19 protein-coding genes are annotated in these 26,483 nt (G+C 61.1%); 6 read left to right on the top strand and 13 right to left on the bottom strand.

Annotated elements, in window-relative coordinates; genetic code table 11:
- Nucleotides 1–384: 384 nt before the first annotated feature.
- From AB4072_RS02230 to AB4072_RS02195, 8 genes are read right to left on the bottom strand one after another with little or no spacing between them, the layout of a single operon-like run.
- Nucleotides 385–1,548, bottom strand: coding sequence for an ABC transporter permease (locus AB4072_RS02230; RefSeq protein ID WP_441965270.1), 1,164 nt, complete (start codon nt 1,546–1,548; stop codon nt 385–387).
- A complete protein-coding gene (locus AB4072_RS02225; protein ID WP_441965269.1) occupies nt 1,545–2,564 on the bottom strand; it encodes an ABC transporter permease in 1,020 nt (339 codons plus the stop codon). Before AB4072_RS02225 ends, AB4072_RS02230 begins: the two co-directional genes overlap by 4 nt.
- Nucleotides 2,561–4,498 carry an ABC transporter substrate-binding protein gene (locus AB4072_RS02220; protein ID WP_441965268.1) on the bottom strand — a complete coding sequence of 646 codons (1,938 nt, stop codon included), beginning with the start codon at nt 4,496–4,498 and terminating at the stop codon, nt 2,561–2,563. The genes AB4072_RS02225 and AB4072_RS02220 overlap by 4 nt, the downstream gene beginning before the upstream one ends.
- On the bottom strand, nt 4,498–6,372 hold the full coding sequence (locus tag AB4072_RS02215; protein ID WP_441965267.1) for an ABC transporter ATP-binding protein: 1,875 nt from the start codon (nt 6,370–6,372) through the stop codon (nt 4,498–4,500). The genes AB4072_RS02220 and AB4072_RS02215 overlap by 1 nt, the downstream gene beginning before the upstream one ends.
- Nucleotides 6,373–6,404: 32 nt before the next feature.
- Nucleotides 6,405–8,339: a glycosyltransferase gene (locus AB4072_RS02210; protein WP_441965266.1), complete on the bottom strand. Its 1,935-nt coding sequence runs from the start codon at nt 8,337–8,339 to the stop codon at nt 6,405–6,407.
- On the bottom strand, nt 8,327–9,472 hold the full coding sequence (locus AB4072_RS02205) for a glycosyltransferase family 4 protein (RefSeq protein WP_441965265.1): 1,146 nt from the start codon (nt 9,470–9,472) through the stop codon (nt 8,327–8,329). The genes AB4072_RS02210 and AB4072_RS02205 overlap by 13 nt, the downstream gene beginning before the upstream one ends.
- Nucleotides 9,469–10,740, bottom strand: a complete 1,272-nt coding sequence (locus AB4072_RS02200; RefSeq protein ID WP_441965264.1) for a glycosyltransferase — start codon at nt 10,738–10,740, stop codon at nt 9,469–9,471. The genes AB4072_RS02205 and AB4072_RS02200 overlap by 4 nt, the downstream gene beginning before the upstream one ends.
- An 8-nt stretch (nt 10,741–10,748) precedes the next feature.
- Nucleotides 10,749–11,981: a glycosyltransferase family protein gene (locus AB4072_RS02195; protein ID WP_441965263.1), complete on the bottom strand. Its 1,233-nt coding sequence runs from the start codon at nt 11,979–11,981 to the stop codon at nt 10,749–10,751.
- A gap of 233 nt (nt 11,982–12,214) precedes the next feature.
- Here AB4072_RS02195 and AB4072_RS02190 point away from each other — a divergent pair, with 233 nt between their 5' ends.
- The 3 genes from AB4072_RS02190 (at nt 12,215) to AB4072_RS02180 (ending at nt 16,541) form a co-directional block, all read left to right on the top strand.
- Nucleotides 12,215–14,866 carry an ABC transporter transmembrane domain-containing protein gene (locus AB4072_RS02190; RefSeq protein ID WP_441965262.1) on the top strand — a complete coding sequence of 884 codons (2,652 nt, stop codon included), beginning with the start codon at nt 12,215–12,217 and terminating at the stop codon, nt 14,864–14,866.
- Nucleotides 14,863–15,309: a Crp/Fnr family transcriptional regulator gene (locus tag AB4072_RS02185; RefSeq protein ID WP_441965261.1), complete on the top strand. Its 447-nt coding sequence runs from the start codon at nt 14,863–14,865 to the stop codon at nt 15,307–15,309. The genes AB4072_RS02190 and AB4072_RS02185 overlap by 4 nt, the downstream gene beginning before the upstream one ends.
- 161 nt (nt 15,310–15,470) lie before the next feature.
- Nucleotides 15,471–16,541 (top strand): transglycosylase SLT domain-containing protein, encoded by a 1,071-nt coding sequence (locus AB4072_RS02180; protein WP_441965260.1) that lies wholly within the window; start codon nt 15,471–15,473, stop codon nt 16,539–16,541.
- A gap of 11 nt (nt 16,542–16,552) precedes the next feature.
- Here AB4072_RS02180 and AB4072_RS02175 read toward each other — a convergent pair whose 3' ends face one another.
- Nucleotides 16,553–16,789: an Lrp/AsnC ligand binding domain-containing protein gene (locus AB4072_RS02175; protein ID WP_441965259.1), complete on the bottom strand. Its 237-nt coding sequence runs from the start codon at nt 16,787–16,789 to the stop codon at nt 16,553–16,555.
- A gap of 69 nt (nt 16,790–16,858) precedes the next feature.
- Nucleotides 16,859–18,193 carry a UDP-glucose dehydrogenase family protein gene (locus AB4072_RS02170; protein ID WP_441965258.1) on the bottom strand — a complete coding sequence of 445 codons (1,335 nt, stop codon included), beginning with the start codon at nt 18,191–18,193 and terminating at the stop codon, nt 16,859–16,861.
- 169 nt (nt 18,194–18,362) lie between these two features.
- Here AB4072_RS02170 and AB4072_RS02165 point away from each other — a divergent pair, with 169 nt between their 5' ends.
- Complete coding sequence (locus tag AB4072_RS02165; RefSeq protein ID WP_441965257.1) at nt 18,363–19,373, top strand: asparaginase; 1,011 nt, start codon at nt 18,363–18,365, stop codon at nt 19,371–19,373.
- Nucleotides 19,374–19,385: 12 nt separating this feature from the next.
- On the opposite strand, the gene meaB is transcribed toward AB4072_RS02165, so the two are convergent.
- Nucleotides 19,386–20,372 carry a methylmalonyl Co-A mutase-associated GTPase MeaB gene (gene meaB / locus AB4072_RS02160; protein WP_441965256.1) on the bottom strand — a complete coding sequence of 329 codons (987 nt, stop codon included), beginning with the start codon at nt 20,370–20,372 and terminating at the stop codon, nt 19,386–19,388.
- A gap of 148 nt (nt 20,373–20,520) precedes the next feature.
- Between meaB and AB4072_RS02155 the strand changes: the two genes are divergently transcribed.
- Together AB4072_RS02155 and AB4072_RS02150 are read left to right on the top strand one after the other, a co-directional pair.
- Nucleotides 20,521–21,516, top strand: coding sequence for an alpha/beta hydrolase (locus AB4072_RS02155; RefSeq protein WP_441965716.1), 996 nt, complete (start codon nt 20,521–20,523; stop codon nt 21,514–21,516).
- Nucleotides 21,517–21,577: 61 nt separating this feature from the next.
- On the top strand, nt 21,578–22,198 hold the full coding sequence (locus AB4072_RS02150) for a LysE family translocator (protein ID WP_441965255.1): 621 nt from the start codon (nt 21,578–21,580) through the stop codon (nt 22,196–22,198).
- 60 nt (nt 22,199–22,258) lie between these two features.
- Here the strand turns inward: AB4072_RS02150 and scpA are convergent, their stop codons facing one another.
- Together scpA and AB4072_RS02140 are read right to left on the bottom strand one after the other, a co-directional pair.
- A complete protein-coding gene (gene scpA / locus AB4072_RS02145; RefSeq protein ID WP_441965254.1) occupies nt 22,259–24,421 on the bottom strand; it encodes a methylmalonyl-CoA mutase in 2,163 nt (720 codons plus the stop codon).
- 69 nt (nt 24,422–24,490) lie between these two features.
- A complete protein-coding gene (locus AB4072_RS02140) occupies nt 24,491–26,452 on the bottom strand; it encodes a methylmalonyl-CoA mutase family protein (protein WP_441965253.1) in 1,962 nt (653 codons plus the stop codon).
- Between the last annotated feature and the right edge of the window lie 31 nt (nt 26,453–26,483).

Here is a 26,483-nt window from a genome sequence, read left to right as displayed (position 1 = left end):
GATGGTAGCGCGGGCCTCTCCACCAGCAGCGATAGGGGCCACAGACCCATCTCGCTTGGGTGATCAGATTGCCAGCTTCCTTGCTGATGCTCGGCTCCGGGCCGAACGGCGCAGCGTAGGCGGGCAGGACCGCACCGGGGAACGTCAGACCTCCCACCATTACAATTGCAGCAAGTGCAGACTTCATGGCGGCCTCCTGAAAAGGAGTTAGGCCAGAGAAATAAGGACAGACCGCCGGGGCGATAAGTAGTCGACTTGTCGCGGTGTTGATCTTCGTCAGCTTGAATGCTGGCGCGCACAGACCGGGGTCAAGCTCCTCTCATCTAGTCTCGTTTATGTTTAGAGCGATGCAACCGGCATAGCATCACCATCGCTTATTACGCTCTAGTGATACGGGTCCGCTGCGTCGCGCAGTCCGTCGCCCATGAAGTTAAAGGCGAGAACCACGACGATGACCGGGATGATCGGGAACAGAAGCCACGGATGAAGTTGCACGGCGGCAAGGTTCTGCGCCTCGTTCAGGAGAACGCCCCAGCTCGTGACTGGCGGTCGCAAGCCCAAGCCTAAGAAGGAGAGGGCGGTTTCACCGAGGATCATGGACGGGATCGAGAGCGTCGCAGAGGCGATCAGGTGGCTCATGAAGTTCGGGATGAGATGGCGCGCGATGATGCGCTTCTTGGATGCGCCCATCAGCTCCGCGGCCTTCACGAAATCCTCCTCGCGAAGCGCAAGCAACTTCGAGCGCACAGCGCGCGCGAGGCCGGGCCAATCGAGCAGACCGAGGATGATCGTGATGCCGAAGAAGACAAGGAGCGGGCTCCAGTTCGCCGGTAGCGCCGCCGATAGAGCAAGCCAGAGAGGTAGTTCCGGCAGCGATCGCAGGATCTCGATCAGGCGCTGGATCGCGTGATCGACCCACCCGCCGAGATAGCCCGCCAATCCACCGAAGAACAGGCCGAGCGCGAAGGACACGGCGATGCCGACAATGCCGACGGTGAGCGAGATGCGCGCGCCGTAAATGATGCGCGAGAGGATGTCGCGTCCTAACCTGTCCGTACCGAGGATGAACATGGTGCCGTCATGGGGCGGGCAGACGAGATGGAAATCCATCGTCCTGATGCCCCAGAACTCATAGGCGTTGCCGGAGCAGAGGAAACGTATCGGCTGTGGCTGGGTCCGGTCGATAGTGTAGTCGCGTCGGAAGGTCTCGAGGTTGAACGAGAACTTGTACGGATAGACAAAGGGGCCGATGAACTGCCCTTCATGCATGAGGTGCACGGGCTGCGGCGGCGCATAGATGAAATCGCCGTGCCGTTTCGTTTGATTATAGGGTGCGATGATCTCGACGAACGGGATCATGAGATAGAACGCGAGCAGGATTACCGCCGAGGCGACGGCCACTTTGTGGCGGCGGAATTTCCACCACATGAGTTTCCACGATGATGCCCGGTAAAAGCTCTCGCTTTCCGCTCCAAGGGGTTCGCTCGCACCCGGATCGAATGGTGCGGGATCGACATAATGCTTTCTCAGTGAAACAGTCTCGTTCATCGACGAGCCCTCGCCCGAATGCGCGGATCGAGCCACGCCAGAAGCAGATCCGAAATCAACATGCCCACAACCGTCAGCACCGCGACGAACATGAGGATGAAGCCGGCAAGGAACTGATCCTGCATTTTCAGCGCCGAAAGTAGGATCGGGCCGACGGTCGGCAGGCTCAGCACCAGCGAGACGAGAACCGAGCCGGAGATCAGGTGCGGCAGAAGATTGCCGATATCCGCGATGAAGGGATTGAGCGACATGCGAAACGGGTATTTCAGCAACGCCTTGCGCGGTGCCAAGCCTTTCGCCTTCGCCGTCACGTAATATTGCTTGCCAAGTTCATCGAGCAGGTTCGCGCGCATGCGGCGGATCATGGCGGCGGTGCCGCCTAAACCGATCACGAGTGTCGGCACGATGAGGTGGGAGAGGAGCGACCGGACTTTCTCCCACGTCCACGGTTCGCCCGCGAATTTCGCATCGTAAAGGCCGCCGATGGAAACATCGAACCAGCGGTTCATGTAGTAGAGAAGGATCAGCGCGAGCAGGAAACTCGGCGTTGCAAGACCGATATAGCCGATGAAGGTCGCGATGTAGTCGCCGATGGAATATTGCCGCGTCGCGGAATAGATCGCGATGGGGATCGACACGATGTGGATGAAGATCACCACCGCCAAATTGACGACGAGGGTCAGCCAGAGCGCGTCTCCGACCACATCCACGACCGGCTTGTCGTATTCGAACGACCAGCCCCAATCTCCTTGCAGAAGACCGGAAAATCCGTTCGCACCGGGCAGGACGCCGAGCCAGACCAGATATTGCTCCCATGCCGGCTTATCGAGGCCGTATTGCTTGATGAGAAATTCCGCCTTCGCAATCGCGTCGGCCTCGCCTTGCGCACGCAGTTCCGCGATCTGGTTGGACAGGAAGTCGCCGGGGGGAAGTTTGATGATGAAGAAAACGAGGGCCGATATGATCAGCAGGGTCACCACCATCGTGCCGAGACGGCGCAGAAAAAACAGGATCATCGACGGGCCTCTTTGTTCTCGGCCTTGTTCCAGTAGATCTCATCCGTCCGATAGATGCCGAGCATCGCGGTCGGCTCCCAACTATAGAGGGCTTTCGCCGGCATGTTTTTCAATCCGTCGCGCAGCACGATAGGCTGCAGTGCGCCAGACACCGTGCCGATGACCCATTGGTTTTCCACGCTGTTCAGCAGCATCTCGCGCCAGATTTTCGCTTGAGCCTCTTCGTTCCCGGTGTTCATCCAGGCCATGTAGAGATCGAGAAGGCGCTTCGCCTCGGGGATATCGACGGCTTCGCCCTTCGATCCCTTCGTCTCGACGTATTGTCCCCATTTGGGCCAGGAATAATTGTCCTGACGCATGGGGGCGAGTTCCGTCGGCGGCATGATGGCGGTTGCCAGCGCATTGTCGAGCCCCTGCGCCGCGACCATGACCGTCAAGCCGGCGAAGGAGCGGTTGCGCAACACGGTTCGATCCTGCGGCTTCACAAAAAGCCGAATGCCGATCTCGCGCCAGAAATCGGTGATCAGAGTGAGGCCGTCGACGATGAAGCTGCTCTCGCCATCCGTTTCGACGATGATTTCGAGCTCCCGCCCGTCCGGGAGAAGTCGATAACCCGCGCCGTTGCGTTTCGTGAGACCGATCTGATCAAGCAGACGCGAGGCTTCACCGGGATTGTATTCCGCGTGCAAGGTGCGAAGGTCTTGCGAGAACAGGGGACTTTCCGGCACCACCGTGTTGTTGCCTTCCGTTCCGAGGCCGAACAGCAATGCGTTGTTCAATGTCCTGCGGTCGATGCCGAGTGACAAAGCGCGCCGGAAACGGACATCTCGGTTGAGCTCACGCCAGACCGGATCGACCACGTTCAGGTTGGGATAAAGCGCGATCTCGCTGCCGCGCGCATAAGGCCACAGCAACGTTTTGTAACGGTGCGTCTTCTCACCCTCTTTCAGAACCGGCACGTCATTCATGGAGAGACCGCGGAACAGGAGATCGACCTCGCCCGCATTGGCTTTGGCAGCAAAAAGGCCACCGGCCGACACATCCATGATCAGCCGATCGAGATAGGGCAGTTGCTGTCCCTTGGTGTCGATGCGGTGATAATAAGGATTGCGTTCGAAGATGAAGCGCGTCGCGGGCGAGGTGTTGGTTACGCGCCAAGCCTGCAAAGTCGGGAGATCAGGGTTCGTCTGCTCCTTCATATCGTCGAGGCGGTTATGAAGGGCTGCCCATGATTTGAGCTTCTGCTTCTTCGCCAACTCTTCGAGCTTCGCCTTGTCGGTATATTTCGTATGAAAGCGCTTGAGATAATTCGATGCGCGAAAGATGCCGGGATCCTGCGCTCCGGCAAGTTGTGGCAGGAAACGTGGATTGGGTTGATCCCAGCTATAACGGACGGTTCGCTCGTCTACGACTTCGAAACGCGGTGGCTTGCCGTTGACCAGCATGAACTCCGGAATGCCGGAAGGCGAAAGCTCCTTGTTCTGGGCTACGTCCTCCCAATAGTAGCGGAAGTCTTCCGCGGTGAAGGGCGATCCGTCCGACCAGCGATGGCCTTCCCGTAGTGTGAAGGTGAACACGCGCTCATTCGCGATCTCGATCTTCTCCAGAAGATCGGGTTCGAGCTCGAGCTGGCGGTTGTAGCCGACGAGGCGTGTGTAAGCGTATGTCGAGAGATAGCGGATATCACGCGCCCGCGCGATCAGCGTCACGATCTCTCCACCATAGCGGCCGACCGTGTCGCCGTGGGTGGTCGGGTCGACGATCAGCGGCGCGCGCGGCAGGCGTTGCGCCAGCGGCGGCAATTCCTTCTTCGCGAGTTTTTCCGCAAAGAAAGGAGGCTCGACGAACGATTGCGCCAACGCCGGAAGCGCCGCCAGCATCAGCGCTGCGGTCAGGACGCCGCGAAAAGCCTTTACGAGAAGATGTCTACTCATCACGCGGCCTCCCGATCTGATTTCGTGCTCACGCGCACGTGATGCCCGGGCTCGATCTCCCTCATCGCGCCGAGCTCCGCACCAGTGAGCCGGTAGGGTTCGGGCCATTCGCTCGGATGAGAGAAGCGATCCGTGCGCAGCTTGTCAAAATCGAGAAGGTGATCGAGTTCCGGGCTCGGCACGGCGGCGAGCAGCGCTTGCGTATAGGGATGGATTGGATTGCGGAAGAGCAGAGTCTTCGGCGCTTCCTCCACGATGTAGCCCCGACACATCACCGCGATGGTGTCGGCGATATAATCGACCACCGCCAGATTGTGGGACACGAAGAGATAGGACAACCCGAGCGCGGATTGCAAATCCTTCAGCAGATTCAGGATCTGTGCCTGCACGGAAACATCGAGCGCGGAGACGGGCTCGTCGCAGATCAGGACGCGCGGTTCGAGGGCGAGCGCGCGGGCGATACCGAGGCGCTGACGCTGGCCACCGGAGAAGGAATGCGGATAGCGCCGCAGAGACCGCTGATCGAGACCGACCATTTCGAGCAACTGCTTCGCGCGGGTATAGCGCGTGTCCGGCGTGCCGACATTGTGAATGATCAACGGCTCGGTCAACGTCTCGTAAACGGTCATTCGCGGATTGAGGGACGAGAACGGATCCTGAAAGACGAATTGTACCGAACGGCGATAGGCGGTGAGCGCATCGCCTTCGAGATCGTGCACATCCTTCTGACCTATGCCGTTGCCGTCATCGTAAAGCACGCGGCCTTCGTCCGGTTGCATGCCGCGCATGATGATTTTGGAAACGGTCGTCTTCCCACAGCCGGATTCGCCGACGAGACCCAAGGTCCTACCGGCAGGCAGGCAGAGGTTGACCCCGTTGACTGCGTGAAGGGTGCGCGTGCGTCCTGAAAGCCAGCCGGAGCGCAGGGTGAACGTTTTCGACAATCCCTCGACTTTGAGGATCGGCCCTGCTTGTGTGGCGCGCTTGGGTGCGTCGGCCTGCGCGAAAACGATACTCTTGATCTCACGGATCGGCGTCAGGCGCTCGTCCTCGTTCATGTCGAAACGTGGCACGGCACGCATCAATGCTTGCAGGTAGGGGTGCTTGGCGCGACGGAAGATGTCTTCCCGCGTGCCCGCCTCCATGACCCGGCCGCGATACATCACCACGACTTCGTCGGCAACATTTGCCACGACGCCAAGATCGTGCGTGATGAGAAGAACGGACATGCCCGTTTCGAGCTGCAATTCCTTGATCAGGTCGAGGATCTGCGCTTGCGTCGTCACGTCGAGCGCGGTCGTGGGCTCATCCGCGATGAGAAGGGCGGGCTTCGTGATCAGCGCCATCGCGATCATGGCGCGCTGGCGCAGGCCGCCGGACAATTCGAACGGGTAGGTTCTCAGTGCCCGGCGCGGATCGGGGAAGCCGACGCGAGCGAAGACTTCCATCGCGTGCTTGTTGGCTTTCGCTCGCGATACTTTCGCGTGCACCATCAGGGCTTCGGTGACCTGATCGCCGATGGTGTGCAGGGGCGACAGGGACGTCATCGGCTCCTGAAAGATCATCGCGATGCGACCGCCGCGCAGGGCGTGCATTGCGTCGCTCTCGGCACCAAGACCGGCAATGTCGATGGGAGTTCCGCCGTTCGCCGGATCGTCGAACACGATCTCACCGCCGCTGATATGAGCGACCTTCGGGAGAATCTGGAGAATGGCTTGCGCTGTGACGGATTTGCCCGAGCCGGATTCACCGACGAGAGCGACGGTCTTGCCTTTGGGGATGTCCAGGGACAGGCCGTCGACCGCGCGAAAGTCACCGGACTCGACGTGGAAGTCGACCTTCAGCTGGCGAATGGAGAGAAGCGGCTTGTCCATAGTCCCCCCCGACCGACCGGTACTTTCACCCATCATAGCGTACCATCCCTCAACTTCGATCCGTTTTCATCGCAAAATGCTGTGCTCGCAAGCACAAAGCCAACATTGTTGCGCGACAGAGTGTCCAACAGCCGGTCACAGAAGCCCCAGATGGCCTCGTCATGCACGAGGTGATGGGTCAGCAATCCAACCGGCTCGTTCGGATCGGCCTTGCTCTCTGCCCGGCGGAGGAGGGTGGCGGCGAGGGTTTCGATGATCTGGCTCGGCTCGAGGACGCTTCTGCTCCCGTGCCAGTCGATTGGGTCGATGTGGGTGTTGATCTGGAGCAGGCTGGGGGCCGCCTCGGGGCGGATGCGGGTGTTGAAGGTGGAAAGGCCGCGATAGCCGAGCTTCGCGAGTCTCTTAACGAGATCCGGTGCAATCCGGTTCCACGGCGGTACGAAAACCGGAAGGGCCTTGGCGCCAAAGGTTTCGTCAGTGAGGCGAAATCCTTCCAGCGCCTCTCTTTCCATGAGTTCGATGGCGCGATGCGCCCCGAACTCCGCTTTCTTCTCGCTTTCGGGAGCATGGTTGCGGTGAAGGAGGCCGTGTACGAGGATGGATGCCGCCGCCTCGCCCTTCAACCGTTCAACCAGCGAAGCTTCGATGTTTCTCGGGATCGAGGCCAGAGCGATGCCGGTCTCATAGCGTCGCGCCATGGCGAGGAGCCGGTCAAGCTGAGCTGTATCGGCGACCGCATCGTCGTCCCGCCACCAGAATGACGGCTCGCAGCCGCGATCTCGAGCCAGCTTCAAGGCCGCAGTGACGGGGGACCAATCCCATCGACGATGAACGGCTGGAGCGCCGAGCCGGAGTTTTTCGATCAGGGAGACGGTTTCTTCCGCACCGTCCAGCGCGACCGGCAGCGACGGAGCCTCCGTTTTTTCTAGGGCGGCGCGGATCGCTTTTGCCAGAGCCTCCGGCGTGAGATCCGCCTCGGTGACGATCTCGGCGCGGCCGAGTGTTTTGAGGCGTTCGGCTCGGAGACGCTGTTCCGTCTCATGGCCGGCCTCGAACGGCACGAAAACCGGGGAGGGGCCGGTTCTGAGAATATCGACCGCCGTGTTGTAGCCGGCCTGACTGACGGAGACTTCCGTTTCCGCAAGAAGCTTGCGGAAGTCAGGTCGTGCACGCTCCACTGTTACATGCGGAGGTGCCGACGATCGGATGACGTTGAACTCAACCTCATCGAGGCCTTGACCGATCAAAATCCGCCAAGGCCGATCCGCGACACGCTTTGCCGCTTCCACGGCGGCGCGGTAGAGCGGCAGGCTCGCGGCGCTCGATCCGCCTGAGACGAGGATCCCATGCCGCGTTTCGCCTGATGCGATTGTGGTGCCGTCATCGACATAGCCAGTATAATGCAACAGCGAACGCACGGTCTCGTCCACCGGCCAGGAAGCGTCGAGGGGAATGAGACGCTCGTCTCCGTGAACGAGCACGACATCGTAGAACCGGGTAAGCCTTTCCTGAAATTCGGCGAGTCTATCGGGCCGGGTCGGCGCGATGAGAATGTCCCGGATCGAGCTGGCGATCAGCGGGCGGGGACGCATGGCCTCTGCCGCTTCTAGCAGCGCCATGAATTCATCGGCGAGGACGCGTCGTCCGAAGGGGAAGAGTTCGGTGATGACGCAATCGGGCTTGGCGTTCCGAAGTGTTTTAAGAAGTAAGGCTTTGCGCGCTTGCCGCCGATCTTCGGCGATGGCTTCGCCGGACTCGTCGAGCAAGGTCCTGAAATCCGTTCCTTTTGTGCGAACGGGCGGCAATTGCACGAAAGAGATGCCATCGCGTCTAATAAGAGCAGACGACATGCCGCCGGAGATGAGGGTCGTTTCGTGTCCACGCGCCGCGAAGACACGCGCCAGCGTGGCAGCGCGCGTAAGGTGCCCGGCTCCCAGAAGGTGCGTAACGGCGATCAAAACACGCAACGCCCGACTCCCTCCGGCACGAGTAGCGGCATAAGTCCCGCCTTAAGGCGCTCGGACGCCTGCGTTAGACTCCGCTCTTCGCGAACGAAAAGCTGAGCAGCCTTACGAAAAGCTGACAACTTCTCACCGTCGTCAAGCAATTCTGCGAGGGTTCCCGCAAAGGCCTTCGCATCACCGGGCGACGTCAGGGCTCCGGTTATCCCGTCTTCGACAACGCTTGCGACGCCGCCATAGTTGCCCGCGATTACAGGACATCCGAAAGCCTGCGCTTCCAACAGCACCATGCCGTAGGCTTCGTTCACTGCAGGCCAAAGAAAAAGATCGGCGTTCTCATAGAAGGATCTGAGACGGGTGTGGTCCTCGAAGGCACCGTGAAAGCGCACGCGCTTTCCCAGATCGGCAAAGAGTTGCCCGACATTTTCGCGGGCTTCCCCGTCGCCGACGATATCGAGCTGCCATGGGGATGATGCAATCGATGTCATTGCTTCGGCGAGAATGCGATATGAGGCTAGCTTGTCGCCCTCCCGCATCATGGCGACCGTCAGAAGCTTGGGTTCGGAATTTTCGCGCAACGTCGGTTGCGGAGAACCGCCCCATTCCTCCGCATCGATAAAAGGAGGGAGGCTCACGAGTTGTTGCCGGAGAGGTTTTGCGCGGACAAGAGCGGCGCGGTCCCTGTCGGTCATGACGAAGATCGCGTCAGCCCTGTCGAGGGCGGTTTCCGCACCACGATGTCCGATTGCCCACGGACCCTCTGCACGCTTCGAGGCGCGCGAACCCTCGGCGATGACATAAGGGATGCCAAGCGCATCCGCGACGCGCGGGCCGATCCAGTCCGGTGCCTTGTAGTAAACGTGATAGGTGAACCAGAGACGCGGCCGCTCTTTAACGGGCAGAGCGTTGTAATGCGTTATCAGGCGAGCAGCTTCCTGCTCGGACGCCTGTCGGATCGCCTCCTGTCGCAGCGGGTCGCCATCCTTCTCCAAGGTCCTCATCTCGCTGGCGAGGTGAGGAGAGAAACCTGCCCGTTCGAGGGTTTTCATCAGCAGGCGGGCCATTGTCCGGTCGCCGGAAGGGGCGGGATGGTTCGGGCTCTTCAAGGGAGCGTAGAAGGCGACCGGATAAGCGCTCACGCCGGAACTAGATCCTTCTGCACATCGGTCAGCGCGCGAAAGCGCCGCTCCAATTCGTCGATGCCGCCTTCCATCGAAAAATCGCTCCGTAGGCGCTCGAACGCGGCGGCGGCGAGCGCTGCCCTCTGAGCCGGATCGCGCGCCATCAGGTTGAGAGCGTTCGAGAGCGCTTCCCAATCTCCCGGCGGGACGAGGGTGGCTTCCTGTCCATCGCGCACGAATTCGGGAATGCCTGCGAAATCGGTGGCGACGATGGCGAGCTTTTGACTGGCAGCTTCCATCAGCACATTCGGCAGACCATCCCGATCGCCCGACGAGGCGCTCTTTGACGGCAGTACGAACAGATCGGCCTCGCGCAGGAGCGCGACCACATCCGGCTGGGCCTTGGATCCAAGAAACGCGACCTTGTCGGCGATTCCGTTTTTCTGTGCGAGGCCCTTCAGATGATTCAACAACTCACCGCCTCCCACATGCGCGAAACGCCAGTGGAGATCGGGTGGCAGGGCGGCCAGCGCCTGGATGAGATCGCCAAAGCCCTTCTTGGCGACGGCACGTCCCACGCTGACGATGCGGATGGGATCGGACGGATCGCTGCCGTCCCGCGCTGAGCGCGTTTCGGACGGTGCGGGAAATCGCGACAAATCAAGACCATGATAGACGAGGGAAACACGATCCGGAGCTACGACGAGATCGCGCAGATGCCGAGCACCTTGCGCCGTGCAGGTGACGCCCCAGAGCGCGGCGGAAAGTTTTTCACGCTTTTCCCAATCCGGCGTCGTCCAGATGTCCTTGGCATGAGCCGAGTAGGTCCAGGTTCGGTCGGACAGAATGGCCGCATATCGAACCACCGAGGCGGGAGTATGGAGATAATGAACGTGCAGATGCTGGACATCCGCCGGCAGCTCTCGGGCCATGACGAAGGCTTGTCCCAATCGCCGGACGCGGTTGGCGGTCATGTCGCGTTTCAGGTCGCGGAAGAAGACCGCCATGAGATTCCGGAAGCCGGAGCGGCGTAGGGCGGAGAGGAAGCCGCGAAACACGCGGATCGGTTCCTCATACAGATATTCCGGCAGATAGCGGACCTTCGCCTTGATCTTCCGATTCATCGGGTGCACGGCCCGCTCGGTCGGATGACGCAGCGACCAAATTTCAAGAGCGAGGCCGCGCTCCTCGAGCGCCAGAATTTCCTGTGCGATGAACGTTTCCGAAAGGCGCGGGTAGCCCTTTACGACGACGGCGATCCGTCGATCCGGTTGCGAGGACATCATGAACGCCGCTACTCGGCCGCCTGTCGGGCGGCAACGAAGGTGTCGTAGGAGAGAGATGGTCTCAACCGTTCCGTGATCCGATCCAACCCATCGAGAAGACCGGGAATCACAACCTCGGACGGGCGCGGCTGTGACGAGAGGCCCCGCAAAGCCTCCGCCATACGCTCTGGTGTCCGGGGGGCCTCGTAATCGCTCAACATGCGCACCAATCCAAGTCGCTCCGCTTCGACCGCGCGGATGTATTGTTCGAGACGGGGTGTCGTGCGCGGTACGATCAAGGCACGCTTATCAAAAGACAGGATCTCGCAGAAGGTGTTGTATCCGCCCATGGCGACGATGGCGTCGGCCTTTTGCATCAATCGCTCGATCTTGTTGTCGAACGCGATGGCGTCGAGGTTGCTCTGCCGGGCGATACGCTCCATGAAGGAACGGCGCATGTCCCGGTTGATGAAGGGGCCGAACACGATCACCGCGGGCGTTTCGATTTGCGGGTCGGTTTCATAGGCCGATATGACCCAGTCGACCATGTCGTCGCCATCCCCGCCGCCGCCGGCCGTTACCAGAATGAAGGGCCGTTTCGTGATCCTGGGGTAGCGTGTCAAAGACGGGGTCTGGGGAACCTCCCGGCGCAGGTATCCCGTATAGATGATCTGCTTTTCCACGTGCTTCGGCAGGTCGAGAGCCGCCAGCGGTTGATAGACGTCTTTTAGGCCATAGACCCAGACCTCGTCGTAATAGGTGACGAGCGCTTCTTTGGCGTCCTTGCGCTCCCATTCGGGCACCAGAAGAGCGGGCTCGTCCATGACGTCGCGAATGCCGAGCACCAGTCGGCAATCGGTGCTCTTCAAATATTCGAGAGCCGGCACCACCTCGCCACGAAAGCCCGACGGCTCCTTGTCGACGATGAAGATGTCGGGCTGAAAAGATTTCGCCGCTTGCAGAATGAGCGCCTGGCGAAGGTTGACGGCCATATCGAGGGAAGTATTCAGGTTGAGACTACGGTAATCTCCGTTGGGTAACTTAGTTACGCCGGGGATTCGAATATAATCCACACCGCTTCCGAACTCGAAATTCCCGATGACCGGGGAGCCCGAAATGATGACAACGGACGCGTTCGGCCATTCATCCACAATGGCGTTGGCGATGGCGCGCGAGCGTCGTAAATGGCCCAGCCCAAAGGTATCATGGCTGTAGATGAGGACTTTTGCGCCTTCCTGCCGACGAGCTGAGATCTTTACCAAGGGTGAGCCCTTCTCCAAGTCCATGATCAAGGCTACCATCTGAAGCAAGCCAGATAGCACTGCATCTCACAATAATGTTACTGCGTAACATTGAGAGATGCCCTAACAGTATGGAGCTAACGCGCCACTCAAAACTGGAAAGAGGAAACGCGCAAGAGACTATCGATGGTATTGGCGTTCTGATGGAAAAAAGCCTATTTCGTTACATCTGGCAGCATTCCAGGCGAGAGCAATTGCTTGTTTGCGCTGTCGTCCTCGCGTCGCAACCCCTTTACTTTTTGTCGCTCGATCTTCCGCGGCAGATCGTGAACGAGGCGATCCAAGGGCAGGCCTTCAAGAACGGGCAGGCGACGGCCACGTTCCTTAAGCTCGCGATCCACTGGCCCGCCTGGCTCGGCGGCGGCTCTGTCGAGCTCTTCGAGGGCTTTCAGGTCGGTCGTATAGGGCTTCTGCTCGGCCTATCGACGCTTTTCCTGATTTTCGTTCTGATCAACGGCGCCTTCAAGTACTGGATCAATGTTGCCAAAGGTGCCCTGGGCGAGCGCATGCTGCGTCGCCTGCGATTCCATCTGTTCTCGATGGTTCTGCGGTTCACGCCTGAGGCTTTGCGCACGGTCAAATCCTCAGAGACCGCCACGATCATCAAGGATGAGGTCGAGCCCATCGGCGGCTTCATCGGTGATGCTTTCATTACGCCCGTTTTCCTCGGCTTCCAGGCGCTCACGGCGCTCATCTTCATCCTGGTCCAGAACGTGGCACTGGGACTGATGGCGCTCGGCGTCATCGCGCTCCAGTTTACGATCATTCCGCGATTGCGGCGGGAACTTCTGAAGTTGGGCAAGGAGCGTCAGCTTGCGTCGCGCGAGCTGGCCGGTCGCATCGCCGAAGTCATGGACGGTATGGAAGTCGTGCATGTCCATCAATCGCAGACTTGGGAAAAGGCGGAGATCGGGCATCGCTTGTTCGATCTCTTCGACCTGCGCCTTCGGATTTATAACCGGAAATTCATCGTCAAATTTCTCAACAATCTGCTGGCGCAGATGACGCCGTTTTTCTTTTACGCAGTCGGCGGTTATTTCGCCCTCCGGGGCACGCTCGACATTGGTCAGCTTGTCGCCGTCATCAATGCCTATCGCGAGCTGCCGCCGCCTTTGAAGGAGCTGATCGATTGGGACCAGCAACGTCTCGACGTGCAGGTGAAATACGATCAGGTCGTGCAGCATTTCGCGCCCGAACGGCTTCTGGTTGAGCATGAAATCGAGGTGGTGGATGACATCCCGCTCACCGGTGTTTTGAAAGCGCAAGACATCTCCATTCCCGATACGCATGGCGGCGTGCTGATCGAAAACGTGTCGTTCGAAATCGCGCTGCCGGCTCACGTGGCGCTGGTCTCGGATGGTGCGGCGGCTGCGAGTTCGCTCGCACGGATCCTTGCGTTGCAGGTTCCTTCCTTCAACGGGCGGTTGCTCATCGATGAGCGCGACATGCGTCTGATCTCGCCCGCGGTCATCGGCCGAAGGCTGGCCTATGCGGGCATCGATCCGATCATGTTCCCGGGCAGCATCCGTGACAACATCACCTATGGCATCCGCTACAAGCCGGCCGAGGCAGGACATGCCGCCAAGCGGGAAGAGGCCCGCAGGATTGCGGAGGCCTTGCGGACCGGCAACCCGGTCGAAAGCGTCGTTTCCGATTGGCTCGATTACGATCTTGTTGGTGCAAAGGATGCGGACGATCTCGACCACATCATGATCGACCTTCTGAACCGCATCGGAATGCAAAACGATCTCTATCGGTTCGGTCTCGTCGGACGCGTCGATCCCGATCGCTATCCGGGCATGGCCGAGCGGATCGTCGAGGCGCGCCGCCGTCTTCGGGCGACGTTTCAATCCAACGGCATGGCCGATCTCGTCGAGCCCTTCGACATTCACCGTTACAACGATCAGGCGACCATCGCCGAAAACCTGCTCTTCGGAGTCCCCACATCGGAGGCCATGACTGGTCGGAACCTCGCTGAGAGCGTCGAGTTCCGCCGCACGCTCGACCGCGCCGGTATCTTCGAGGATCTGACGGAGATGGGGCTCCAGATCGCCGAGACGATGACCGAGATCTTCGAGGGCGTTCCTCCCGGACACTCGCTGTTTCAGCAATTCTCGTTCATCGGTGCGGATGAGATTGATGATTTCGAAGAGATTTTGCGTCGGCACGCCCGTGGTCCTCTGACCAAGGCGGACGAGATCCGGCTCCTCTCCCTGCCGCTGGCTTATATCGAGGCTCGCCACCGTCTCGGGTTGCTCGACAACAACCTCCGCATGCGGTTCGTCCGCGCTCGCGGCCTTGTGCGGGAAATGTTGGAATTCGGAGGCAATCCCGGTGTGGAGTTCTATGATCCGGACAAATTGTGCACTGCGGCACCCTTGCGCGACAATCTGCTTTTCGGACGAGTGAGCTATAATATTGCCAATGCAAGAGCACGCGTGGCGGAGGCGATCTCGGCTATCGTCGGCGAACTGGGTCTTATGGAGAGCATCGAGCGCATCGGGTTGGATCACGAAGTCGGAACGGCGGGCCGGCTTCTTGATCCGCAGCAGAGGGCCGGAATCAATTTTGTCCGTTGCCTGATCAAAAAACCCGATATCTTCGTCGTGGATGGGGCGCTCACATCCTTCGATGAGGGCAGGACCCAGACGCTGATCGAGATATTGTTGGAGTTGTGCGAAGGTCGAAGCTTGTTCATGGTTCTAGCCAACGACAGGCAGGTCGAGGCTTTCGATATCCTCGTGCGTTTTCGCAAGGGACAGGTTACGACAGAAGAACGTCGTCAAGCGTTGTTCGATAGAGGTGGGGTTGTCGAGAACGAGCGGATGGCGGGAGGGGTGGCATGACGCTGGAAACCGAGGTTCAATCCTTGCGGCAGGTTTCGATGTTCAAGGACATCGACCCTGCTCGCCTCAAATTACTCGCCTTTACGAGCGAGCGGGTGCAATTCGCAAGCGGCCAGCGCTTCTTCGCGCAGGGCGACATGTCGGATGCTGCCTATGTGATCCTGGAAGGTGTCGCCCACGTCATGCTCGATACCCCGCACGGGGAGATCAAGGTGGCGGATCTTGGTCACAACGCGCTGGTCGGCGAAATGGGTATTTTGTCGGATTCCCCACGTTCGGCGACGATCGTGGCCGCCGAGCAGACCACAGCCTTGCGGATCGACAAGCGCGTGTTTCTCGAATTGCTGGCCCAATTCCCACAGATCGCCCTCGCCGTCATGCGCGAACTCGCGGACCGGCTCGAGCGGACCAATGCGCAACTGGCGGCTCAATCCAAGGCCTGAATCTGCCGCCTTATAGGCACTGAAGGCATTCGAAATCGCGGCGTGAGCCTCAGCGTTACTGCCAAGCTGACCGATTCTCGACACATCTACCCGTCAACCCTTGCCTCATAACAGCACAAGGGACCGAACCGGCCACGCAGTCGGATCGGCAAGGGTACAAGATGACGAACAGGACGAGCACGCCGGAAGGCGTCGCCCGCCATGTCTCGGCGCATGTCTCGTGGGGTGATCTTCGAAAGGGTAGCCGAACCGGCAGCCGGGTCGCCCGCGTCGCTCTCGGTTGCGTCCTGATCATTGGCCTCCAGGGTTTTTCTGCCGGGCCCGCTGCGGTGGCGACATTGCCTTACCGCTTCGCGTCCCTCGCCCCGGTGGATGTCGAGCCGCCTTTCGATCCAATGTTGAACAGACGTCCGGGCGTGTTTTCCGCCATTTTGAAGGCCGCTTTCCCGACCCTAAGCCCGCAAAAGACCGCTCCAACCACATCCGATCCCGCACCAGCCCGCGTCCAGGACACGGACGATCCGGTGCAGTTCGGGCAGCAAAGCGCGCCTCGCTGGCTTGTCCAGTCCATCCTCAAGGCCGCGCACGTAACCGGCATCGATCCTGCCTACATGATGACCCTGGCCGATATCGAATCGAGCCTCTCGCCTGCCGCACGCGCGCCGACATCGAGCGCCGAGGGACTTTTTCAGTTCATCGATCGTACCTGGCTCGAGACGGTCTATATCCACGCGGCGGATTACGGCTATGGCGCAGTGGTGGATGCGATCACGATGGTCGACGGCGAACCCGCCCTGAAAAAGGAGAAGGACCGCGCATGGGTTCTAGGGCTACGGCGCGACCCTTACTTCTCGGCGCTCATGGCAGGGGAACTGATCAAGGACATTGCTCGTGAGCTGCAGAAGCAAGGGGAGCGCGAACTTGCGGAAGCCGAACTCTATCTCGCCCATTTCCTCGGCGCACCGAGCGCCGTCCGCTTCCTTCAGGTTCTAGACGAGGCGCCCAACACGCCAGCCTCAAAGCTGTTCCCCCAAGCCGCGAAAGCAAATGCCGGATTGTTCACGGAGTTGAGGGGACGCAAGCGCCGGCCCGTCAGCGTCGCTGCGCTCTATGACAGGATCGATTCAAAAATCGCGGGCCGTCTCGACCGCTACATTGCCGTCGAGCCCCTTGTGGTGGATACGGCAGGCCTTGCAGGTCAAAGTGTTGGGGCAGGGGCGGTTGCTCGCTGAGGAGCTCCGCGTCAAAACGCCTTGAACGTGATGATCGTGTGGGTATCCGCGATATCCTTGATCGTCTGGACGTTATCGGCGACGAAGCGGCCGATATCGGCTCCGTCATCCACGTGGAACTTGGCGAGGATGTCGTAGTTGCCTGCGGTCGAATAAATCTCTGAGGCAATCTCGCGGTCCGCAAGCGTGCTTGCGACGTCGTAGGTTTTACCGAGCTTGCATTTGATCTCGACGAAAAAGGTCTGCATCGCTGTTTTTCCTTCAGCGGAAAGAAATCCGAGATGTGGGGCGCGAAACTCGCTTTCGCGCCCGGTTGATCAAGCGTCCTGCGTCTCGTCCATCGTCACGTCGGGGCGGCCGACGCTGACATAGGTGAAGCCGCGACGCTCCATATCGTCGGGATTGTAGATGTTTCGTAGGTCGACGACCACGGGAGACGCGAGGGCGGCCTTCATGCGTCCGAGATCGAGTGCCCGGAAGATGTCCCACTCCGTGACGATGACAAGCGCATCCGCGCCGCGTGCGCAGGCATAGGCGTCCTGGGCATATTCCACGTTGGGCAAAAGGGTCTTTGCAAAAGCCATACCCTCCGGGTCGTAGGCGCGCACATGCGCGCCCGCGTCTTCCAGCGTCGTGACGATGGAGAGCGATGGGGCGTCTCGCATGTCGTCGGTGTTCGGCTTGAAGGTCAGGCCGAGCAGGGCGATGGTTTTGCCGCGCACCGATCCGCCGCAGGCGGCGATGATCTTGCGACCCATGGCTCGTTTGCGCTGGTCGTTCACAGCCGCCACCGATTCTACGATGCGGACGGGGGCGTCGTAATCCTGCGCGGTCTTGATCAGGGCTAGCGTATCCTTGGGGAAGCACGATCCGCCATAGCCGGGGCCCGCATGCAGGAATTTGGCGCCGATCCGGTTGTCGAGGCCGATGCCGCGCGCCACGTCCTGCACGTTCGCGCCGACCTTTTCGCAGAGATCCGCGATCTCGTTGATGAAGGTGATCTTGGTCGCCAGAAACGCGTTGGCCGCGTATTTCGTCAGTTCCGCCGTGCGGCGGGACGTGACGAGAAGCGGGGACTGATTGAGGTAGAGAGGGCGATAGATCTCGGTCATCACCATCCTGGCCCGGTCGTCCTCGGTGCCGATGACGATCCGGTCCGGACGCTTGAAATCGGTGATGGCGGCGCCTTCACGCAGGAATTCGGGATTCGAGACCACGGCGAAATCGGCGTCCGGCCGCACATCGCGAATGATGCGCTCGACCTCGTCGCCCGTGCCGACCGGCACCGTCGATTTCGTGACGATGACCGTATAGCCGGAGAGGGCCGCCGCAATGTCGCGAGCCGCCTGGTGGACGTAGGAAAGGTCGGCATGGCCATCGCCGCGTCGGGAGGGCGTACCGACCGCGATGAAGACCGCTTCCGCCTTATGGACGTGTTCAGCCAGATCTGTGGCGAAGGAAAGCCGCCCCTCGCGGACGTTCTTTGTGACCAGATCGTCCAATCCGGGCTCGAAAATCGGGATTTCGCCGCGTTTCAGCGCTTCAATCTTGGCGGGGTCCGTATCGACGCAGCACACTTCATGGCCGAAATCGGCGAAGCATGCACCGGAGACGAGACCGACATAGCCGGCCCCGATCATCGCAACACGCATTCAGGCCTCCTGTTTTCAGGCGAATGGGTTTAAGGGGAGGAGAGCTTCACCGCAACCCACTGCCGGGCGGGCCAGACCCTCCTGCAGGGGTGCCATCGGTTTTCTTTGACTTCCAGCGGACTCTTACCCAAAAGATCCGCCGGAGTCGGACGGAACTTGAGATTTTCATATGGATAATCCCTTCCTTGTCGAAGTGAAGCGTGGCGGTCTGGTCGAGTCGCGCCACCGGGGCGCTCTTGTGGTCATCGATGCAGATGGCGGGTCGGTCCTGTCGCTCGGCGCTCTGGAATACCGGGTTTTTCCGCGTTCCGCCGTCAAAGCACTGCAAACGATGCCGCTGGTCGAAAGCGGAATCGCCGACAAGTTCGGCCTGACCGACGAGGAAATCGCGCTCGCCTGCGCCTCCCACATGGGCGAGCCGGAGCATGTGGCCGTAGCCTCCTCGATCCTCGCCAAGGCAGGCCAGGATGCGGGCTGTCTCGAATGCGGGGCTCACTGGCCCTTGGGCGAGGCCGCAACACGAGGGCTTGCCGCCAAGGGCGGCCAGCCCTCCGCCCTCCACAACAACTGCTCCGGCAAGCATGCCGGGTTCATTTGCCTTGCTTGCGGTCTTGATGAAGACCCGAAGGGTTATGTGAAGGCGGGCCACCGGGTTCAGCAGACTGTGCGCGGAACGCTGGAGGAAATGACCGGCGCATCCCACACCAGCGATGTCATGGGGATCGATGGCTGTTCGATTCCGACTTACGCGATGCCCCTCTCCGCGCTCGCCTTCGCGTTCGCGAAATTCGGTAGTGGCCATGGGATTTCAGGAAGCGCCAAGGCGGCTGCCGAACGCATCCGCCGCGCGGTGGCTGCCAATCCCTTCATGATTGCGGGCACGGGACGCTTCGACACGAAGGCCACGGAGGTGCTGCGCGAGCGGGCATTCGTGAAGGTCGGAGCCGAGGGCGTCTATTGCGCGGCCTTGCCGGAACTCGGATACGGCATTGCCCTGAAGATCGATGACGGCGCAGGGCGTGCCGCGGAAGTGGCGATGGCGAACGTGCTCCTGCATTTCCTCGATATGGGAGATACGGAGAAGGCCGGCATCGAAGCTCTTGCGCGGCCCGTTCTCAAGAACTGGAACGGCATCGAGGTCGGGTCGATCCGGGCCGCCGAGGCACTCGTTTCGCTTTAAAGACCAAGCGCTTTAAAGACCAAGCAAGGTTGCGATCTCGTCCGCCGCCGCGTTCGGGGCCATGGCCCCTTGCGTGATCATCTGCTTGATCGCGGGCAGGCGTTTGCGAAGTACCGGGTCATTTGCGAGCTTTTCGTGCATGCGCTCCTCGACGAGAGCCCACATCCATTTCATGTCCTGCTCTTTGCGTTTGACGGTAAGCTCGCCGGTCGCGTCCAGACGACGACGGTGATCGAGTATTTTCGCCCATAGATCCTCGAGCCCTTGGCCTGTCAGGCCCGAGATGGTGACGACTGGCGGCGTCCAGGTCGCCGAGGCCGGCGTCAGAATATGCAAGGCGGCGCGATATTCCGCGGCCGCGGCCTTGGCTTTCATTTCCGCATCGTCCGCCTTATTGACCGCGATCATGTCGGCGAGTTCGAGAATACCCTTCTTGATCCCCTGCAATTCATCGCCCGCGCCCGGCAGCATCAGTACGAGGAAAAAATCGGTCAGGTCCGCCACGGCGGTTTCCGATTGCCCGACGCCGACGGTCTCCACGAGAATCACGTCGAATCCGGCGGCCTCGCAGAGCAGCATCGCCTCGCGGGTCTTGGCCGCCACGCCGCCGAGCGTGCCGGAGGTGGGGGAAGGGCGAATGAAGGCATGGGGGTCCGCCGCCAGTTTCGCCATGCGGGTCTTGTCGCCGAGAATCGCGCCGCCCGTGCGGGTTGAACTCGGATCGACAGCGAGCACCGCGACCTTGTGTCCCTTCGCGGTCAACACGCTCCCAAGCATGTCGATGGCTGTCGATTTGCCGACCCCTGGGACGCCCGTGATTCCGACGCGAACGGCCCGACCCGTATGGGGCATCAACTCCTGCAAAAGTGCCCGCGCCCGGGCGCGGTGGTCCGGACGGCGCGATTCGATCAAGGTGATCGCGCGCGCGAGCGCGGCGCGATCACCTTTCAGGATCGCTTCGGCGTCGACAGGTGCTTTCGGGCGAGAGACGTCGGTCATGCGGCAGAACTAACATTGTTTAGGAAGCCTGTAACCGATTGTTGACCATGTTTGCTCGCGCTGCGCGGGAATATGCAGAGCCTGCCTTGTGCTCGCCATGATCGGAGGCAAGACAGGGGACCTTCTCACCGACGATTGCACTTGCATCATGTTTCCCTTTGCCAGAACCGCTCGCCTTGCCATTACCGGACTGATGACTCTCGTTCTTGCCGGGTGCATCGGAGGCGATGGAGATGTGGGCAGCGCTTTGATGCCGCCGAAGCCGGCCCTCGTACGGGATCCGACGGTTTTCGTCGCCACCACGCGCATGCCGGTCGGGAGCCCGATTCAGGCGCCGTGGTTCAGCGCTCAGCGCGCTCCCGATCTCATTTTCGCGAAGGCGAATATGAGGATCCCGGATCGCTCCATGGTGGCGCGCGTCACCTTGTCGGGCGATTGGGACATCAAATCCGTCGATGACGTTGTTCGCAAAGGCGCGGCGCAAGCCTTCGCGCAGGAGGCCTTGGGTCGGGATGTCGTCCTCTACGTCCATGGCTACAAGGAGAGTTTTGAGACCGCGACGATCTCGGCGGCGCAACTCTCCAGCGGCATTGGATTTTCCGGCATCACCGGCCTGTTCACCTGGCCGTCCGCCGGCTCGACCTTCAGCTATGTGAGTGACCGCGAAAGCGCCATGTGGTCGCGCGATGCGATGCAGGATCTGTTGACCGCACTCGCCAATTCGCCGAGCGGCGGGCGCGTGCACATCGTCGCGCACAGCATGGGCACGCTGCTGACCCTCGAAACTCTGCGCATGCTGCGCGCGTCGGGCGGCGAAAGCGCCATGTCGCGGATCGGTGCGGTGGTTCTCGCCGCGCCCGATATCGATATCGACCTGTTCGCGCGCGGCGTCGAGCATCTCGGCGCGGACGCGCAGAAGATTACCGTGATCAGCGCCACGAACGACCGCGCTCTCGCGGTTTCGAGCCGCCTCGCCGGCGGCATCGTACGCGCGGGCGCAGCCGATCGCGGACGGCTCGAAGAACTCGGCGTGAAGGTTGCCGATGCTTCCGATTTTGGTGGTGGCATCATCAATCACGACCTGTTCCTATCGAGCAAGGATGTGCAGCAAGTCGTCAAGCGCGCGATAGAGCGGGGACGGTAGGCGGTCTCACTCGACATTCCCTTTCGCCTATGGCTCTATCCTCCGATGCGGAGGAAACGTTATGACGATTGAAACCTGGCTTGCGTTTACGGCGGCGTCCGCCATTCTTCTCGTCATCCCGGGGCCGACGATCCTGCTCGTCGTGTCCTATGCCCTCGGACAAGGCTGGCGCACGGCGCTGCCGATGGCGGTGGGCGTGGCGCTCGGCGATTTCACTGCCATGAGCTTTTCCTTGCTTGGCCTCGGTGCGCTGCTTGCGACGTCTGCGACGGTATTCACGCTTCTGAAATGGGTCGGCGCGGCCTATCTGATCTGGCTCGGTATCAAGCTCTGGCGCGCGGGCGGAACGCTCGACGCCAAGCCGCGCACGGATGCGGCATCGTCATTCAAGTTGCTCGGCCATGCCTGGCTCGTGACGGCTTTGAACCCGAAGGGCATCACCTTCTTCGTGGCGTTCCTGCCGCAGTTCATCGATCCGAAAGCCGACCTTTTCCCTCAAATCGGCATCTTCGCCGCAACTTTCCTCACGCTCGCTTTCGCCAACGCCTTCACTTACGCGCTCATCGCCTCACGGGCGCGCGGCGTGATGCGCAATCCACGCGCCATCGGCGCGGTGAACAAGGTGGGTGGAGGTCTGCTGATCGGCGCTGGAGTCGCGACAGTCGCGGTGCGAGCGGGATAGGCTCAGATGAATGAGCGGGCCCTTTACCTCTCCCCGCGGGAGAGGTAAAGGCGCGGCGCGCTACTCCGCTGCGACTTTCGACTTGTAACCGAGCCTGCGATTGAGTTCTCCGATCAGGCCGATGGCGGCGTCGGCGATCACGGTGCCGGGCGGGAAAATGGCGGAGGCTCCCGCTTTCATCAGCGCGTCGAAATCCTGCGGCGGGATCACGCCGCCGACGACGATCATGATGTCGTCGCGGCCGTATTTCGCGAGTTCGGCTTTCAGTTCCGGCACGAGGGTGAGGTGGCCTGCCGCGAGCGACGAGACGCCGACGATGTGGACGTCGTTCTCAATGGCCTGACGCGCGGCTTCGGCGGGAGTCGCAAACAGCGGGCCGATATCCACGTCGAAGCCGAGATCGGCGAAGGCCGAGGCGATGACTTTCTGGCCGCGATCATGCCCATCCTGTCCCATCTTGGCGACGAGGATGCGCGGGCGGCGGCCGTCATTGTGCTCGAATTCTTCCACCAGATGCAGCACTTGCTCCACGACAGGCGAACCCATGCCCATCTCCCGTTTGTAGACACCGGAAATCGCCTTGATCGACGCAACGTGACGGCCCCAGATCTTTTCCAACGCTGCCGAAATTTCGCCCACCGTCGCTTTGGCGCGTGCGGCCTTGACGGCAAGGTCGAGCAGATTGCCTTCGCCTGCCGCGGCGTTGGAAAGCGCCTCCAATGTCGCGGTCACATCGGCTTGATTGCGCTCGGCGCGCAGGCGCTGAAGCTTCTCGATCTGACGCGCGCGCACCGCCGCGTTGTCGACTTTGAGAATGTCGATGGAGGCCTCATCCGTCGGCTTGAAGCAATTCACGCCAATGATCTTCTGATGGCCTGAATCGATGCGCGCCTGCGCACGCGCGGCGGCTTCCTCGATCTTGAGCTTCGGCACGCCCGCTTCAATGGCCTTTGCCATGCCGCCAAGAGCTTCTACCTCCTGGATATGCTCCCAGGCCTTGTGGGCGAGCTCATAGGTCAGGCGCTCCACATAATAGGAGCCGCCCCATGGATCGACGATGCGGCCGGTGCCGCTTTCCTGTTGCAGGAAGAGCTGCGTATTGCGGGCAATGCGCGCGGAGAAATCCGTTGGCAGCGCCAGCGCCTCATCGAGCGCGTTGGTATGTAGCGATTGCGTGTGGCCTTGGGTCGCCGCCATCGCTTCGATGCAGGTGCGCGATACGTTGTTGAACACGTCCTGCGCGGTGAGCGACCAGCCGGAGGTTTGCGAGTGCGTGCGCAGTGGCAGAGACTTTTCCGATTGCGGGTTGAAGCCCTTCACGAGTTTCGCCCACAACAGACGCGCCGCACGCATCTTGGCGACTTCCATGAAGAAGTTCATGCCGACCGCCCAGAAGAACGACAGGCGCGGCGCGAATTGATCGATGGTGAGCCCGGCGGCCAATCCCGCGCGGATATATTCAACCCCGTCCGCGAGTGTGTAGGCGAGTTCGAGATCCTGCGTCGCTCCCGCTTCCTGCATGTGATAGCCGGAGATCGAGATGGAGTTGAACTTCGGCATATGCGTGGAGGTATAGGCGAAGATGTCGGAGATGATGCGCATCGACCCCTTCGGCGGGTAAATATAGGTGTTGCGCACCATGAATTCTTTGAGAATGTCGTTCTGGATTGTGCCCGAAAGCTTGGCCTGCGGCACGCCCTGTTCTTCCGCCGCAACGATGTAGAGCGCGAGCACGGGGAGCACCGCGCCGTTCATGGTCATCGACACGCTCATCTGGTCGAGGGGAATCCCTGCAAACAGCGTGCGCATGTCGTAGATCGAGTCGATGGCGACGCCCGCCATGCCCACATCGCCCGCCACGCGCGGATGATCGCTGTCGTAACCACGATGGGTGGCAAGATCGAACGCGATGGAGAGGCCCTTCTGCCCCGCCGCGAGATTGCGCCGATAGAAGGCGTTGGAATCCTCCGCTGTCGAGAACCCCGCATATTGGCGCACGGTCCACGGCTGGTTCACGTACATGGTCGGGTAGGGGCCGCGCAAATAGGGCACAATGCCCGGATAGGTATCGAGAAAGTCGATGCCCTCGCGGTCCTTGGGCCCATAGGCTGTCTTGACCGCAATGCCCTCCGGCGTCAGCCACGGTTCGCCGGCGGCTGCGCCTGGCGCGGGTGATGTGGCATCTGCCCAGCCGATGCTCGTGAAATCCGGAATGCGGCTCATGGCTTCAAGAACGTCCCTACATTACGCATTCTAAGGCAATCCCTCGTCTGAGGCCAAGGGATGCTCATCCTATGCCGTCGCCATCGCCAGAGATTTCTCAAGAATGGCGAGACTGTCGCACCCGACGAAAATGAACTCCGTCACGCCAGCCTTCGCCAGATCGTCCTTCAACTCGCCCGGTCGTCCGGAGAGATAGAGGCCGCTGAATCCCGCTTTGCTCAAGGCTCGCGCCGCATCGACGGCGTGGCTTTGGTAGATCTCGTCCGACGAGCAGAGGCAGGCGAACTTCGCGCCGCTGGCGCGGGCGGTAGCTATAAGATCGTCGAGAGAAGAGAAGCCGTCATTACCGATGGCCTCGATGCCGCCGGCTTCGAAGAAATTCTTGGCGAATGTGGCGCGCGCCGTGAACGCTGCGACCGGGCCGAGATTGGCGAGGAAAACTTTAGGGCGTGTGCCGGAGCGGGCGAAAAAGGCGTCGGCCATATCGCGCAGGCGCTCGAAGGTTTCGGCGACGCGGTGGGATGGCAGCGGCTCAACGCTCAAAGGCGTGGGGCCAGGGGCTGACGCGGTGAGGCTCGACAGGGGCGCTCCTTCGCTTGATGCTTGAACGAGCGAGGCGAAGGAGCTTTCGGGTTGAACCGCTTTCGCGATGGGTGCGTGCGTTGTCTTTGCATCGCTCGGCATTGGCATCAGCACTGCCACATCAGCCTCGTGTAGATTGGGGTATTCGCTCGTGCCGGTGATGGGATCCTTGCGGGTGGCGACAGCCTTCTCGCGCGCGCTTCGCGTCTCGCCGATCCGCCGCTGCAACGCGCCTTTCGTCAGACTCGCGACGATACCACCTTCGCGTTCGATCTCTTGGAACAGCGTCCACGCCTTGTCGCAGAGCGCATCGGTCAGCGCCTCGAATCCGCCCGCTCCGGCGGCCGGATCGGCCACGCGGCCGAGATTGGATTCATCGAGCAGGATCAGCTGCGTGTTGCGGGCGATGCGTCGCGCGAACGCATCGGGCAAGCCGAGCGCGGCAGTGAAAGGCAGAACCGTGACCGCATCCACGCCGCCGATGCCGGCGGAGAAGGCGGCGATGGTTCCGCGCAGCATGTTCACCCACGGATCGCGGCGGGTCATCATCCGCCACGCGGTTTCCGCATGAAGGTGGATGGGCGAGGGCACCAATCCGCAGGCTTCCTCGACGCGCGCCCATAGCCGGCGAAGGGCGCGGAATTTGGCGACGGTCAGAAACTCGTCCACATCGGCGACGAGCAGAAAGGCCAGCGAGCGGCGCGCGGCATCGAGCGAGTGGCCGCCCGCTTCCAGTGCGCGCAGATAAGCGAGGCCTGTCGCGAGCACGGCGGCCAGTTCCTGAGCCTCGCTCGCGCCCGCCTCGTGATAGGGGCGTGCGTCGGCGAGAAAGGCGCGGCCGGTGAACCCCTTCTTTTCGAGATCGCCAAGGGTTTGCACGCAGCGTACGCCGACCACGTCCCACGATGCTGATAGCTTGCCGGTCGCGGCCATCGCGCCGATGGGGTCGAGACCGAGATCGAGGAAGATGTCGCTCAGTTTGTGCTCGCGCCGCTCGATCAGCGCCAGCAGAAGCGCGGCAGTCTGCCGCCCGTGGCCGCCTGCATCGAGACGCAGATGCACCATATCGAGCATGATTCCGGACAAGGCGCGATCCAGATCCTCAACGGTATCCACGCGAAGGCCGAAGCCGTGCGCGGACGGAGCTTTGTTGAGCGTCAGAACGAGAGCGTCCGCCCCGCCTTCGAGATCGGCCAGGGCAAGCTCGTTCGCGGTCGAGGGTTCGGGATGGTCGATCCGCTGCACAACCCGCCAGGGGCCGGCTTGCGCGCGAGACAGGCGGGGCGCTTTTTCCGCTTTCGGATAGAGCGGTTGAATTTCAAGCCCATCATAGGTGCGCCCGACGAGCTTCCTGTCGAAATCCGAGCCTTTCAGCACCCCTTCGATCAACCCGCGCCATTGCTCGCGCGTGGCTGTGGGGAATTCGGAAGCGAGAGTCAGATCGTCCATCAAGCGACGCCTTGAAAGGGGGGAGGCACGG

The organism is Microvirga sp. 2MCAF38, from assembly GCF_052115485.1.
Classification (GTDB): Bacteria; Pseudomonadota; Alphaproteobacteria; order Rhizobiales; family Beijerinckiaceae; genus Microvirga.
The sequence above is the reverse complement of the archived record's forward strand: the minus strand, read 5'-3'. Positions and strand labels throughout refer to the sequence as shown.